Raw genomic sequence first — 13,370 nt, 5'->3', positions numbered from 1 at the left:
TTTGCTGGAGATGCGGCACCATTGAGTGGGGGCTGACCGCATGAGAACGCGCGAGACGATTGATGGTCTGCTACGCCATCTCGGCGGCGCGCCCGCTCAACGGTCACTGCTACACCTTTGGCAATGGCTGACGCGCGACATTGCGGTTGCGCCGCGCTGCCGCGCCGATGTGCCCAAAGTTCGTTGATAGTTCGCTCGGCAGATTGAGGAAGCCGGCCGTTGACTGCTGCCCAGTCGGAGATGGCTGGGTTCATTCGGAACGTATTGACCGTCGGTGTCATGAAGCCAAAGACACCATGCTGGACGTTATGCATGACCAGACGAGTGGGAGTCAGTAGCAAATGATTTTACCGGAACTGCGCTCTGCTATCCCAGCCGGCAGAGTTTTGGAGATAACGACGACCACAGGATGCATCGTGGGATGTTCATATTGTCCGCAGGACAAGTTCGCTGACCGGCAAAGAAAAGTATCTGATACGAAGTATCTTAGTCTTGGAGATTTCAAGCGCTGTCTGGCGCGCGTACCAACCTCCGTCGACATTAGTTTTGCCGGGTATTCTGAGCCATGGCTCAATCCGGATTGCACCGAAATGGTCGAGCACGCTTCCGCTAAAGGCCATGGCATCAGGATTTTCACGACACTTGTGGGAATGAAGGGGCGGGATCTACAACGCTTGCAGGCGCTGCGGTTGGGGGTATTCGTGGTTCATGTTTTTGATGATGGCGCCCACATGAATAGCCGCCTTGTTGGAGACAAGTATCGCGATTTTGTTGGGCAACTCGTCGACGCCGACATCCCATCAATTCGATTCGTGGTTTTGGGCGAGGCCCATCCCGATATCGCCGACATTATCCCTGCCGAAGCCCTAGTTCGCGCGCGACCGGTGAGCAGCAGGGGTGGAAGCGTAGATCCTAAGATTGTAGAACCACGGCAGCCAGTCGTCGGAGGGCTGATATGCGTGGACGAACGACAGTATCGGAATGTTCTCCTTCCAAACGGCGAGGTTACTCTCTGCTCCATGGATTTCGAGCGGCGTCACGTACTGGGCAACCTTCTATGCGACGAATACGGCGATCTCTTTAAAAGCGCAGTCTTTTGCGAAATCGTCGATCGCATGAACGGAGCGGATGGTTTTCTGCTCTGTAGGATGTGTGAATTTGCCGATCCAAACGACCGGGTGCTGACTGGGTGCCGGCCGACCGCCTGAGAGAGGCGGGCCGGCGAATGCTGCTTTGGACTGCAAATGCCCGGCGAAATCACTGCGTTTTTCGAGTCACGCGAGCGTGATCCCGTACGCGCGGGAGTCGGCCTCGATCATTTACGAGGCGAGCTCATCGAAAGTAGTCGTCGGCTTCCAATCGAGCTTGATGGCCGCCTTGAAGGCATCACCGATCAGCAGGTCAACCTCGAATGGCCCGAAACAACGTTTGTCTATTTGGATCAGCGCCTGGTTATTCCGGCGTTCGCGGCCCAACTCGTCAACACCTGCGCGCCTTCCCAGAATATCTCCTTCCCGACCCGCCTGGAGGCAGCCTCGACAAGGCTGCGGACCGAATGCGTCTCACTGGTCGCGAGCACCGTCAGGCTCGTGGTGCTGCAGGATGGGGCACGGCCTCGACATAGCTGTGTGACCGTCTTTAGCTGGATTCTGCGTCTCAAAATCCGGATCTCGCCTCCATCTTCCGCAAGACGGGAGAGACCTCCTGCGGCCCCCGGCTTCCGAAGGCGTCTTTTCAGATTTCCGCCGCGAGGAGTGGCAAGAGCCTTTTTCCGCGCCACAGTCCATGAACCTGGGTTGCTGGCCGTCCTAAGAGAAAATTCCGATGCGGAGCTGCCCTATTAGCTACCGGCTCCTGGCGAGAGGACGGCGACGCGGCAAATCGACCACCGGCGCAAGGTTTCCCCCTCATTGTCGGATACCCGACAGGATCACAAACCCGCTAACCGTTGTTTCATGAAAGTTTCCTTCTGGCACGTTTGATGCAGAGGATCTTCCGAACACATCAGCGGATGCCCTCCTATGAGCAGGCTCAGGGAAAAATGCTGTCGCCGCATTCGAGACCGCGCCCTCGCTGATAGCCAAGTCGGTCAAAGGTCGGCGCATCATGGTGGAGGCGGGCGACTTCGCCCGATTAAAACACGGAATAACGTCGGAAAGCATCTCGCTGACTGAGACGCGATCATCCAAGGCGGGCGGAGATACGTCGATCCCGTCCACGCTCACAAGTCGTGGACATGAGTGTCGATCTCATCACTTGGCCGGGATCCATGGTGCTTCATACCCGACAATACGAAAGCGCGATCAAACTCTAGCAAATCCAGCAGCACCGAGGTCGAGAATGCCCGCATGGACAGTAAGCCCAATGGCCATGGCCGATATTCGCCGTGAACATCGCCTAATTGGGAAACACCTATAGGAGCAAGGCAAGTGGAACTCTCTTGCGTTGGAGTGGGGGCTGGGCCGTCTAATTTGAGCCTTGCGTGCCAGATGCACGAGCAAATTGGGCAAGGGGCACTGTTCTTGGATCGGCAAGTCGACTTCCGCTGGCACCCAGGCAGCGCATTCGATTTCTCGGAGCTCCAGGTCAGCCACTTCAAGGATTTGGTCACGCTGGTAAACCCGCGATCAGCCTACACTTTCGTGAACTACCTGCATGAGAACGGGCGTCTGTACCACTTCCTGAATGCACAGTTCGAAGCCGTGCTCAGAGCTGAGTTCGAGCAATACCTGAACTGGGCCTTCTACAGGAACCCGCTTGTCCGCGGCGGCGAGACGGTGCGCGAAATCCGCTTTGACGGCGAGTTTCGGGTGCGCACCGATAAGGCGATTCTCGGCGCCAGAAACGTCGTGGTCGGCATTGGCAAGCAGGCGCATATTCCGCCGCAGTTTCAGGGCTGGACTGGACGCAATCTGTTCCACTCATCTGAATTGCTGCACATTCATCCTGAGGTGCACAAAAAGCATGTCTGCGTGGTCGGCGGGGGACAGTCCGGAGCCGAGGTGCTGTTGCACCTTGTTGGTCTGCCAAAAGAACGGCGGCCTGTCTCGATAACCTGGGTCTCGCAGCGCGAAAACTACCTGCCCATCGACAACAGCCCGTTCACAAACGAGTTGTTCATGCCCTGCTTTTCGGATCGTTTCTCGGCAATGAGCGAGCCGCAGCGCAAGCTGTTCCTGCGGCGCTTCGTGCTTGCTTCGGACGGCATTTCGGAAAGCATGTTGCGCGCGATCTATCAGGCGCTATACCGCCACGCGTTTCTAGAGCCAAACCGATGCGATCTCACACTGCGGCCGGGCTGCACTGTCTCGCACTGCATCAACGCCGGCGCGGGCCACAGACTCACCCTGCAGCACGGCATGGAGGAGGTCGAAGAAGTCACGGCCGAGATCGTCATCCTGGCCACCGGTTACGAGAGCGCGGTGCCAGGCTTCTTGGAACCGATGGCGAACCGGCTGGAAAAGAGCGACAACGAATTGGCTATTCGCGAAGATTTTTCGGTGTGCTGGGACGGACCGCGTGACAGACGCATCTTCGTACAAAACGCGAGCCTAGGACAGCGTGGGCTGGCTGATCCGAATCTAAGCCTGCTGGCCTGGCGAGCGCGTCGCATCCTCGACAGCCTTCTGGGGCGCGCGCCGCGCGCCAACCCCGAGCATCCCAGTTTCATCAGCCCTACCTCTGTAAAGAGCTGGTCCGACACCGTAGCAGAAGAGATGGGCAGCGGGATATGACGGACGGCGGATCATTGGCGGTGGCATCCAAGTAGTGATTCTGGCTTCGCTGCAGCGAAGGCCAGCCTTCTCCCAAGTCTCATGACTGAACCGGCGCACTGCATAATTCTGCGAGGGTGCATTTGCGCTACGGCGGTAAAGGCCGTGTTACGTTGCTCACTCCGAATTGCGCAGTGGTCTTGACGCCCATGGATGGGTCGGTGGAGTGAAGGGCTCCCGCCCGTGGCGATGCGTGTCGTGTTTGGATCGGGTGAGGCAAGTGATTGGGACTAGTTCAAGGAAACTCGGAACCCGGCTCGGGGCGCTGACCGTTCCTGCGGGAGCAGAGGCGAATGCCTGAACTGCGTACCACCTACCAGAAACCTTCCCAAGCTCGCTCACGAAAAATATGGGACGTGCATGCGGCGTCCGACGTCTAGGCAAACAGCTTACGCAGCACCCGCGGCAGCTCGAACTCGATGGCCTGGCCCTCATGACCCCGGCGCTAGGAGAAGAGGTCAGCCATGAGCCGGCCGGCAGGCAGTCGCATGCGCGAGCCAGTCGTGGGGTTACCAGCTCTTCGAGCCGGGCGCCGAAGTGCTGCTGCTCCACTAGGCGAGGCCAATCTTACAGTCGGCAATACAGCGGACGTCTTCGCTGTCCTAAAGCGACTGACACATGAGTGATGCGTGTCCAAAAGCTTACAGCCGGCTGAAAACATGTCGGGTTCGAAACATCGCCGTGTTGGGCCTGTTGGACTTTTGAAGCCAATAAAGCATTTGCTGCGCGCCAGGCGTGCTGGCACGGCCTTTGCTAGTTGAGGTGCGGCGATGGTGGGTGAGCTGACCCGCATGAGAATAAGCAACACGAGTGATGGGCTCAGGTGTGTTCCGTTCCTGAGGGTAGAGTCAGATTGCTCATAGACGCCAACAAGGTGTGGGAAAAGCTTTGGAGAATAACATGGTGTTGCGGATTGAATCCCCCGCTCCTCCGATCAAAGTCAAAGGCTGGCTGCGTGGCAAGCCCCTCACCAACTTTCAACCCGGCAAGGTGTACCTTGTTGAGTTTTGGGCGACTGCGTGCGGACCTTGTGTGGCGGCGATGCCCCATTTGATGCAGCTACAGGACAAATATCAAACCAGCGGATTTGCGGTCGTCGGAGTCGCGGCTACCCCCTTGCTCCAAGCCTTGGCCAACTACACGGGTGAGAACGCCTGTTCCGCGGATCTTTGCGTGGTTCCGCAAAATAAGGCTCCGGAAAGTCAAAGCGCAGCCGCCTGATGAGCAAAGATCACAAAGGAACCACACCTGGAATTGAACCCTCAATCCCAGTTTTCTGCGGCGGCGCGCCCGCAGGAAGTATGCCCAGGCAGCAGAGGGGGGGATCGTTTGCTGCAAGTAAAGGCTCAGACATTAGTGACCAACAAGCGGATACGGCGCGGAGGAGAAGTTCGAGCCGAATTTGGCATGTCTTGGAAGTCAACACAGTCCAGGAAGTGTTCGAGATCGGCCACGAAGACGTCAATTGCGTGGAATGGGGCCTCCCACGCCAGCCCGCGGTTGCGCAGGTGTGCCCGAACCCGGCGTACCCGAAAGCAGAAATCCTCGGTTGCGGACGAGGATTGGAATTGAGGAAACGAAATCTCTCACGCAGCGCCTGGCCTGCCGTAAACAAGGACGGCGAGCGTCTTGCCCCTGTTTGACCAATGCCTCCTGCGGCTTATCCGATGCTAAATCGGGGACCGAGCTGCTGGCGGCTTTACCGTCACCAAGGAACTGCGGCGTGAGATCCAATCATGTGCGATCCGGATCGGGACGTGATGGAGGCTCTACGTTTTCACCGCAGCAGGGTTTGCTCAGGCCTGATGAAGTGCCCGCAAGGTGAAAGTTTCTGGGCTTCGGGCGCGTGCTTTTCGCGGGCAGGCAGTTGCTCATTCTGTCGAGGCGTCCGCCGCTTGGGCCTCGAGACTTTCCGGAACTGCGGATTCCGGAACCAAACTGGTCGATGACGCGACTGCAGCTATGCCTATTGCCATGTCGTGCGAGCGTGAAAAGACCGATTTTCAAGGAAGGATCATGTCAAACTTGGATCAGATGGTGAAAAAGGTCCGAAAGCTTCAACTGCGCGCAGCAATTGCTAAGACGAACTTGCGCGACCTTGCCGAGGGTCTTCCGGTGAAATGGACTGAGATAGAGGAAGTGGCCGAGAAAGCGCACGCCGTTTATGCGGAGTTGCATGGTGCCAGGAGAGAGCTCGCGAAAATGAAGACTTTACGATGAAGGGCGAATTCATCACCCGCGACGGCTCCAGATGGGTGCCGGAATATCTGATGACTATAGATGGCAAGATCTGCATCGGCTGCGGGCGCTGTTTCAAGGTCTGCTCGCGGGAGGTCATGCACCTTTACGCCGTAGATGACGCGGGTGAAATCCTCGGCGCCTGCGACGGCGGTGACGACGACTTCGATGGTGAGCTCAATCGCATGATTATGGTGGTGGACCATGCTGGCCGATGCATTGGCTGCGGAGCCTGCGGCCGTGTCTGCCCAAAGAACTGCCAGACTCATGTCGCGGCCGACCAGATCTCGGCCTGAGCTGCATGATTGACGAGAGAAATCAGGAGAACGGCATTGCGCTTAATCATCTTTTGTCGGCTCCTGGGGATGGTCCTATGCGGCAACGCTGTGACGGTTTACTTAGCGTCGGATTCCATCCGTCTGGCCGTCTTCACGACGCTAGCCTTTTGGCTGGTTCTCCAGGTGGCCTATTTTGCAAACCTTCTATTTCTAATCTGGCGGTCCAGCGGCGTTCGCGGCGAGCAAAGGGCTGAGCTTTTCGTTAGCTCCCAGAAAGTTCAATTCCGGTCATCAGACAGTGATGAGGTGAGGAATGAATCTTCAGATGTGCGCCAGCGCAATCTAATGCTCGGCATGGCAATGCTCCTTCCTTGAGGCGCCGTGACAAGATAAAGCACAGGTTCCTATAACTTCGGGGCAACCATTATCGAGGTGATCATCGCGTGCGACAATCGGATGCGACCGCGTTCTGGTGATGACCGGCATCGAAGCAGGTTTCGCTCCATAGCTATCGTTCGGACCACAACAGCGCCCGGGTGCTTCGTCTCGACCGCGAACGAGGCGCCGGATAGCATTAACAGCGGCCTCTTTTGAAAACATCCGAACGTGCCGGCTCACAGTCAAACGCATCTCTTAGAAGCGCTCGTGCACCGCTAGTTTCCGGGCAATCACGTACCACTGGAGAAAATATGCTGAAACGGTTCGCACGCTACCCGCTCACCTTCGGACCCACCCCCGTCGAGAAGCTCGACCGGCTCGGCAAGCATCTGGGCGGCAAGGTGGAAATCTACGCCAAGCGCGAGGACTGCAACTCTGGTCTCGCATTCGGCGGAAACAAGCTGCGCAAGCTTGAATACATCATCCCCGATGCGATCGCGTCAGATGCGGACACGCTCGTCACCGTCGGCGGCGTGCAGTCCAACCACACCCGGATGGTGGCAGCGGTCGCCGCCAAGGTCGGCATGAAATGCCTCCTGGTTCAGGGGAGCTGGGTTCCACATGACGATGCCGTCTACGACCGGGTCGGCAATATTCTCTTGAGCCGCATCTTGGGCGCAGAGGTGCACCTGGTCGACGAGGGCTTTGACATCGGCATCCGCCAAAGTTGGGAAAAAGCCCTTGATGAGGTCAAGGCAAGGGGCGGCAGGCCCTATGGGATACCTGCCGGTGCCTCTGTCCACAAATACGGCGGCCTTGGTTATGTGGGGTTCGCCGAGGAGGTGCGTGCGCAAGAGAAACAGCTTGGGTTTGCCTTCGACTACATTGTCGTTTGCACGGTCACCGGTTCAACGCATGCCGGCATGATCGTCGGGTTCGCCGCGGACGGTCGACAGCGCAAGGTGATCGGTGTCGATGCCTCTGCGACTCCCGCCAAGACAAAGGCGCAGGTGCTTGGCATAGCACAACGTACAGCGCTGCTCGTCGAGCTCGGAACGGAACTCATCGAGGCTGACGTCATATTAATCGAGGACTACGCGTACCCGCGCTATGGCATTCCATCCGAGGAAACGAAGGAGGCAATCCGGCTGTGCGCGCGGCTCGAGGGCATGATTACCGATCCCGTCTATGAGGGCAAATCAATGCATGGAATGATCGACCTCGTGAAGAGAGGCTTCTTTCCAGAGGGGTCTAAGATCCTCTACGCGCATCTCGGCGGAGCGCCTGCGATCAACGGGTACGGTTACGCCTTCCGCAATGGCTGACGCGCGACAGACGCGCTACGCCATGCTGCCCTGTGGGCGATATGAACCAACTGGAATTCCCATAAGCTAACGTGGCAGCGTTCAGGAAGCGCCGTCGGGTGTGCGAGCAGCGATGCCTGATGGCGCGCGCACTAGACAGCTCTCGGCTCCCGCTCGAACACGGTAAGCAACTGCCGCAAAGTCCGGCGTTCGCCGGCCCTGTTTCGAACCCCATTGTCGAAGCCGGAATGCGGAACCGGCGCTTGAACTCCAGTTGATCTACCATCTTGCGGACCGACTTGACGCCGGCGACGTCGGGTCGATTTGGATGGCGTGCAGCGGCAGCTAGGCATGTTTTCACGCAACTGCCTGGCGCAGACTCTCGATCAGTTCCGTGCCGAAGCAGTCGGCCCGGGCCTTTTTGGTCGTCCTAGCCACCGCTAATTGCGTTCTTCTGTTCGGGCGTCCGCTCTGCCGTGGGGCGTTTGCGTGGGCACAGATCATGGTCGCCACTCCTGTGACAGCATGAGGTCAACGGCCCGCAAACCGCTATGCCTGCCCCTTCCGGGATAGCAAAAGCGCATCTTCCGTAAGGCCACCGGCTTGATGCTGCAAGACCATCGCCACGGTCTGCCCGATACCAGAGCCGACTTGAGGAGTTCTCGCACGGCAAATGCGTCAACTACCAGATGCCGTAGTTTCGGCGTTCAGCCGAAAACCTTAGACAAGATCGCGTCAACCCACTCTCTCATTGACGCTCGCCTAGATCAGGGACTCATCATGAATACCGACGCTTTCGCCACGTATGAATCTAACGTTCGTCGTTATTGCCGGTCGTTTCCGACAGTATTTACGAAAGCTCTCGGGGCGACAATCTGGGACGAGTCCGGTAAGCCTCATATCGACTTTATTGTTGGGTCTGGCGCACTTAACTACGGACATAACAACCCAACTATCATTGCCCCAGCAATAGAATATATGATCGGTGAGAACATTCTTCTGTCGCTTGACATGTATACGGCGGCAAAGCGTGACTTCATTGAAGCGTTTGTTGAATCGATCCTGAAGCCCAGAGGCCTTTCGTACAAGATACAGTTTCCTGGGCCGACCGGCACAAACGCCAATGAAGCGGCACTGGCCCTGGCGCGAAAATATACCGGTCGCTCGAGTGTCATGGCCTTCACAAACTCATACCACGGCATGTCGCTTGGCTCTCTGGCGGTGTCGGGCTCGGCGTCTACGAGAGAGCTGGGAGGCGTCGCACGCCACGATGTGATCCGTGTGCCTTATGACGGCTATGCAAACCAGGCTTTCGATTCTGCCAGTTACATCGACCGCGTTTTGGGCGATCCGGGAAGCGGCATAGAAAAACCTGCCGCAATCATTTTGGAGCCTATCCAGGCAGAAGGCGGCATGAACACCGCATCCGCAGCTTGGCTCACAGAAATTCAGCGCATCTGCCGCAAGCACGGTATGGTTTTCATCGTTGACGACATTCAGGCAGGATCGGGTCGGACCGGTGATTTCTTCTCGTTCGAGTTCGCAAAAATCGAACCTGATATAGTGACTCTTTCCAAGTCCCTAAGCGGTTCAGGTAGTCCGTTGTCCATCGTTCTGATTAGACCCGACCTGGACATATGGAAACCCGGAGAACATAGCGGGACTTTCAGAGGCAACAATTTCGCCTTTGTGACGGCAGGGGCCATGTGCAAAATGTGGTCGGACCTCCGGTTTACTGATGGCGTCGAGCGGACAGCGGTCAAGCTGCAAGCGCACCTTGACCGCCTTGTCGCTAAGTTTCCCAAGTGCATTGAACAGAAGCGCGGCCGCGGTCTGATGGCCGGCCTCAAGTGCAGTTCATCGGCCGCTGCGAGCCGTGTACACGATATCGCGTTCGAAAACGGTCTGCTTATCGAATCCTCAGGGCCAGATCGCGACGTTATCAAAGTTCTCCCGCCGATAACCATCACCGATGACGAGCTCGATCATGGCATCGCCGTCCTTGATCACGCACTACAGGAGCAAGACAATGTCTAGTCAGATATCTCAACCGCCGGCCATCTCCCCAGTTACTGTCAGAGAACGCACTGGCTCCATCAGCACTGCTGACATCATCTCAGTCATGAAAGGCGAGACCACCGCTCTGCACATGAAGCAAGCTTTCAGCACTGAGGTCGCCGAGGAGATCACCGCCAACTTCAGTGGCAGCACCGGTCTCAAGGAGCGAAAAGATGGAGTGCCCGGACAATATGTCGGCGCATCGCACTACAGGAAGGACGCAGCCACGTATTTCGCAGAGGCCGAAAATGCGCGACCGTACGTGGAGGCCCTGTTTAAGAATTTGGTTGACCCGGTCCGAGCAATATTCGGCGCGTTGAAGCGCGAGCTTGACAACCAAGGCGTTGAATTGCGACTGGCCCGTTCAGAACACGGTCAGGCCAATGTTTGTCGTGCTATCAGCTGGTCCGGCAGCGGCACATTTTCCTTGGATCCCCACGACGATGTCGCTCAAGTCTTGCGTGCTGGGGACGGCTATGAGCTTTCTTCGGTGGCGCAAAACACTGTCGCAGCACTCAACTTCTATCCCAGCATGCCGGAGGAAGGCGGCAATCTGAGGCTCTGGAGCCATAAACCGACAGTTGCGGACCGAATAGCGCAGGGTGTGGAGACCACTGGCTATCCCTATTCAGCAGCCTATCTCGATGGCCTTCCTTGTCGCGAATTTGAGATCAAAGCGGGGGATATCGCCCTGATCGATGGCGGCTTCGTTCACGGGGTCACCGGTCAATCAGGTAACGGAAAGCGACGCCTTGTGCTGAACAGCTTTTTCGGCTTTGCGCGACCGGATCTTGTTGTCTGGTGGACCTGAAGTGGGGTGTCACAGCTATGCTGCCTGGCTCCGCGCCGCCTCGTCGGAGGCTGGGGCGGTTGCCGCGATGACGCAGCCTGGGATCGTTGGTTTCCTAGAGCGCGACCGACTGCCTGAAGGCGACATCGCGGCGAAGTTCCTGAACTCGGTTCTGGCCCGGCCTAAGGTGAAGAAGCTTCTGTCCACGGAGCACTTGTCGGTCAACGGATACTGATCGAGGCGTGAACGCCGATGAACGGCGTCAAGCCGAAGGACGGCCCAAGCGGTGGTCATGGCGAACCGCCGGCAAACGGGCGGGCGCAATACGGAGGCAGACTTCTGCGGCCACAGCGCTCGGAAGAGACGCATGCCTCGATCACCGACCCCGAAGCCAGGCTCTACCGCAAGGGCGGGGCAAGGAGGCTATGCTGTGCTTCATGGGACATGATGGAGAACCCGTCATGGCCAGCATTGGCGCGAAACGATTCTGAGCGCATCCGTCAACTACGAGTCTCCGCAGTATCGTTGCTTGCCAAAAAGTCTACGAGCACTGCAGAGCGCAGTAAGGTGACATCGAATGCAGTGCAGTGGGACACCCCCAGAAAGTATTTCTGCGTGGCAGACGAGCTGTGGCTCGGATCGGACACATTCGAATGTGCGAAGATTCCATCGCTAGCCAAAGTCTTTCAGGTAGCTTCTATTCGAGTCCGCAGCACGGGAGTCAAATTGATGGGCCCACCAAGATTGAATTTCAGCTTGGAAGAATATTCAACGCGGCTCCGCAAAACGCGTTCTGAAATGCGGAGGCGGGGCATTGATACCCTGTTCGTTAGCGAACCTGCGAACATGGCTTGGCTGACCGGCTATGACGCTTGGTCCTTCTACGTCCACCAGGGGGTCATCGTCCCCCCTGAGGGTAACCCGATCTGGTGGGGTCGAAACTCGGATGAGAACGGGGTAAAGCGAACGGTCTATTTCTCCCATGACAATATTGCCACCTATGCTGAGAAGTACGTCCAGACGCCCGACTGTCACCCGATGGAACAGCTTTGTAGGCTCCTTGTCAGCCGCAAGCTCGACAAGGGCGTCATCGGTGTCGAAAAAGACAACTACTGGTTCTCCGCGGCTGCCTGTGAGAGGTTGATCGCAGGACTGCCGAATGCCAAATTCGTAGATGCGACGGTGCTCGTGAACTGGCAGCGAGCGGTCAAGAGCCCGCAAGAAGTTGAGTACATGCGCAAGGCGGGACAGATCGTGACTCTCATGCATGAACGAATCTTCGAAAAGATGGAACCTGGCATACGCAAGTGTGACCTTGTTGCGGAGATCTACGATGCATCACTTCGTGGGACCGCCGAGTTCGGAGGCGATTACCCGTCTGCAGTGCCGATGCTTCCTTCAGGCGACCAAACATCCGTGTGCCATTTCACGTGGGACGATCAGCCCCTTCGGAACAATGAGGGAACCTACTTCGAGATCGCCGGTGTCTACAAGCGCTACCATGTCCCGACGGCGCGGACCGTTTTCCTGGGCAAGGTGCCGCAGCAGATCTTGGATGCGGAGATGGCCACGCTTGAGGGTATGGAAGCGGGCCTCGATGTTGCCAAGCCAGGCGCAACTTGCGAAGAGTGGGCCGTGGCCTTCTTTGATGTCTTTGAAAAATATGGACTGAAAAAAGATACCCGGACGGGCTATTCGGTTGGGCTCTCCTACCCCCCAGATTGGGGCGAACACACGATGAGCTTGCGGCGCGGGGACAGGACCGTTCTTGAGCCCGGGATGACTTTCCACTTCATGACTGGCCTCTGGCATGACGACTGGGGCATCGAAATCACCGAGACAGTTCTCATCGCACCGGACGGGAACGAGTGCCTGTCAAAGGTACCAAGGAAGCTTTTCGTCAAGGACTAGCATCCACCGACTGGTTTGCACTGCTCCGATCCCTGAAAACCGGATCGTTCGAAAGTGGAGCTTTCCGCGGTAACATCCCTTGGCTCGGAGGAGCGTAGACGATGAAGGATCGAAGTTCTCGGGCGCAGAAGGCGTTCATTCTGAAGCAGGGATCGGACGGAATCCCGTCGCGGAGGTCTGTCGTGAGCCTCCGATTGAAGCGCTTTCGCGCGCAATAACTGCTCTTCTGCTGTCGAGGCCAATGAGATGGAACCAGGTCTTACCGACATGCCAAATCTCCTCCATTTTGCCGCACCGGCTCTAATAGCGCGGCGCTCGTGGGGCGGACCATCCCACTAAACGGAGATGAAGCGGCTGAAGCAGCTTGAAGACGAGAACGGCAAGCTGAGGAAGCTGGTGGCCGATCTCTCCTTGGACAAGCAGATGCTGCAGGACGTCATTCGCCGAAACTGTGAGGCCCGGTCGCAAACGCGAGCTGACGGCGGAGACGTATGATGAGTGGAACGTGTCGATCCGGGGGGCATGCAGGTTCTGGAGTTCGACACGTCCGACCTATCACTACAAGCCCGCCGCCGTGACCAGGCCGGCATCGAAGCTCGGATCAAGAACATCTGCGCCACACGGGTCCGCTACGCAGATT

The 13,370-nt window shown here is 57.4% G+C and carries 9 protein-coding genes and 3 pseudogenes; all 12 read left to right on the top strand.

From position 1 onward, the window contains the following. Nucleotides 1-341: 341 nt before the first annotated feature. Complete coding sequence (locus tag AC0L28_RS23885) at nucleotides 342-1,208, top strand: radical SAM/SPASM domain-containing protein (RefSeq protein WP_065012182.1); 867 nt, start codon at nucleotides 342-344, stop codon at nucleotides 1,206-1,208. Nucleotides 1,209-1,244: 36 nt separating this feature from the next. Beyond that, nucleotides 1,245-1,844, top strand: coding sequence for a hypothetical protein (locus AC0L28_RS23880; protein WP_473480566.1), 600 nt, complete (start codon nucleotides 1,245-1,247; stop codon nucleotides 1,842-1,844). 645 nt (nucleotides 1,845-2,489) lie between these two features. Further along, the gene (locus AC0L28_RS23875) at nucleotides 2,490-3,734 is read left to right on the top strand and encodes a lysine N(6)-hydroxylase/L-ornithine N(5)-oxygenase family protein (protein ID WP_473480564.1); all 1,245 of its coding nucleotides are present in this window, start codon (nucleotides 2,490-2,492) and stop codon (nucleotides 3,732-3,734) included. Nucleotides 3,735-4,673: 939 nt separating this feature from the next. Further along, a pseudogene (locus AC0L28_RS23870) lies at nucleotides 4,674-4,886 on the top strand (TlpA disulfide reductase family protein); the annotation flags it as partial. A gap of 708 nt (nucleotides 4,887-5,594) precedes the next feature. Beyond that, complete coding sequence (locus AC0L28_RS23865; RefSeq protein WP_473480562.1) at nucleotides 5,595-5,993, top strand: CCE_0567 family metalloprotein; 399 nt, start codon at nucleotides 5,595-5,597, stop codon at nucleotides 5,991-5,993. Beyond that, on the top strand, nucleotides 5,990-6,307 hold the full coding sequence (gene fdxB / locus AC0L28_RS23860) for a ferredoxin III, nif-specific (protein WP_473480560.1): 318 nt from the start codon (nucleotides 5,990-5,992) through the stop codon (nucleotides 6,305-6,307). Before AC0L28_RS23865 ends, fdxB begins: the two co-directional genes overlap by 4 nt. Before the next feature lie 671 nt (nucleotides 6,308-6,978). Continuing rightward, nucleotides 6,979-7,992: a 1-aminocyclopropane-1-carboxylate deaminase gene (locus AC0L28_RS23855; RefSeq protein ID WP_473480558.1), complete on the top strand. Its 1,014-nt coding sequence runs from the start codon at nucleotides 6,979-6,981 to the stop codon at nucleotides 7,990-7,992. 759 nt (nucleotides 7,993-8,751) lie between these two features. Further along, entirely contained in the window at nucleotides 8,752-10,008 is a 1,257-nt protein-coding gene (gene ectB / locus AC0L28_RS23850; RefSeq protein WP_473480556.1) for a diaminobutyrate--2-oxoglutarate transaminase, read from the top strand. Beyond that, nucleotides 10,001-10,840: a 2OG-Fe(II)-dependent halogenase WelO5 family protein gene (locus AC0L28_RS23845; protein WP_473480554.1), complete on the top strand. Its 840-nt coding sequence runs from the start codon at nucleotides 10,001-10,003 to the stop codon at nucleotides 10,838-10,840. The genes ectB and AC0L28_RS23845 overlap by 8 nt, the downstream gene beginning before the upstream one ends. Nucleotides 10,841-10,906: 66 nt before the next feature. After that, a pseudogene (locus AC0L28_RS23840) lies at nucleotides 10,907-11,265 on the top strand (IS5/IS1182 family transposase); the annotation flags it as partial. 283 nt (nucleotides 11,266-11,548) lie between these two features. Next, a complete protein-coding gene (gene doeA / locus AC0L28_RS23835) occupies nucleotides 11,549-12,730 on the top strand; it encodes an ectoine hydrolase DoeA (protein WP_473480552.1) in 1,182 nt (393 codons plus the stop codon). Nucleotides 12,731-13,069: 339 nt separating this feature from the next. Continuing rightward, nucleotides 13,070-13,363, top strand: a pseudogene (locus AC0L28_RS23830) (IS3 family transposase); the annotation flags it as partial. Nucleotides 13,364-13,370 lie beyond the last annotated feature (7 nt).

This window comes from Mesorhizobium sp. WSM4847 (genome assembly GCF_055811335.1).
Note: the sequence above shows the minus strand (reverse complement) of the source record. Positions and strands in the feature narration are given on the sequence as shown.

Coding starts and splice junctions, on each gene's coding strand:
- AC0L28_RS23885 (WP_065012182.1), top strand. CDS start 342: ATGATTTTACCGGAACTGCGCTCTGCTATCCCAGCCGGCAGAGTTTTG.
- AC0L28_RS23880 (WP_473480566.1), top strand. CDS start 1,245: ATGCCCGGCGAAATCACTGCGTTTTTCGAGTCACGCGAGCGTGATCCC.
- AC0L28_RS23875 (WP_473480564.1), top strand. CDS start 2,490: ATGCACGAGCAAATTGGGCAAGGGGCACTGTTCTTGGATCGGCAAGTC.
- fdxB (WP_473480560.1), top strand. CDS start 5,990: ATGAAGGGCGAATTCATCACCCGCGACGGCTCCAGATGGGTGCCGGAA.
- AC0L28_RS23855 (WP_473480558.1), top strand. CDS start 6,979: ATGCTGAAACGGTTCGCACGCTACCCGCTCACCTTCGGACCCACCCCC.
- ectB (WP_473480556.1), top strand. CDS start 8,752: ATGAATACCGACGCTTTCGCCACGTATGAATCTAACGTTCGTCGTTAT.
- AC0L28_RS23845 (WP_473480554.1), top strand. CDS start 10,001: ATGTCTAGTCAGATATCTCAACCGCCGGCCATCTCCCCAGTTACTGTC.
- doeA (WP_473480552.1), top strand. CDS start 11,549: ATGGGCCCACCAAGATTGAATTTCAGCTTGGAAGAATATTCAACGCGG.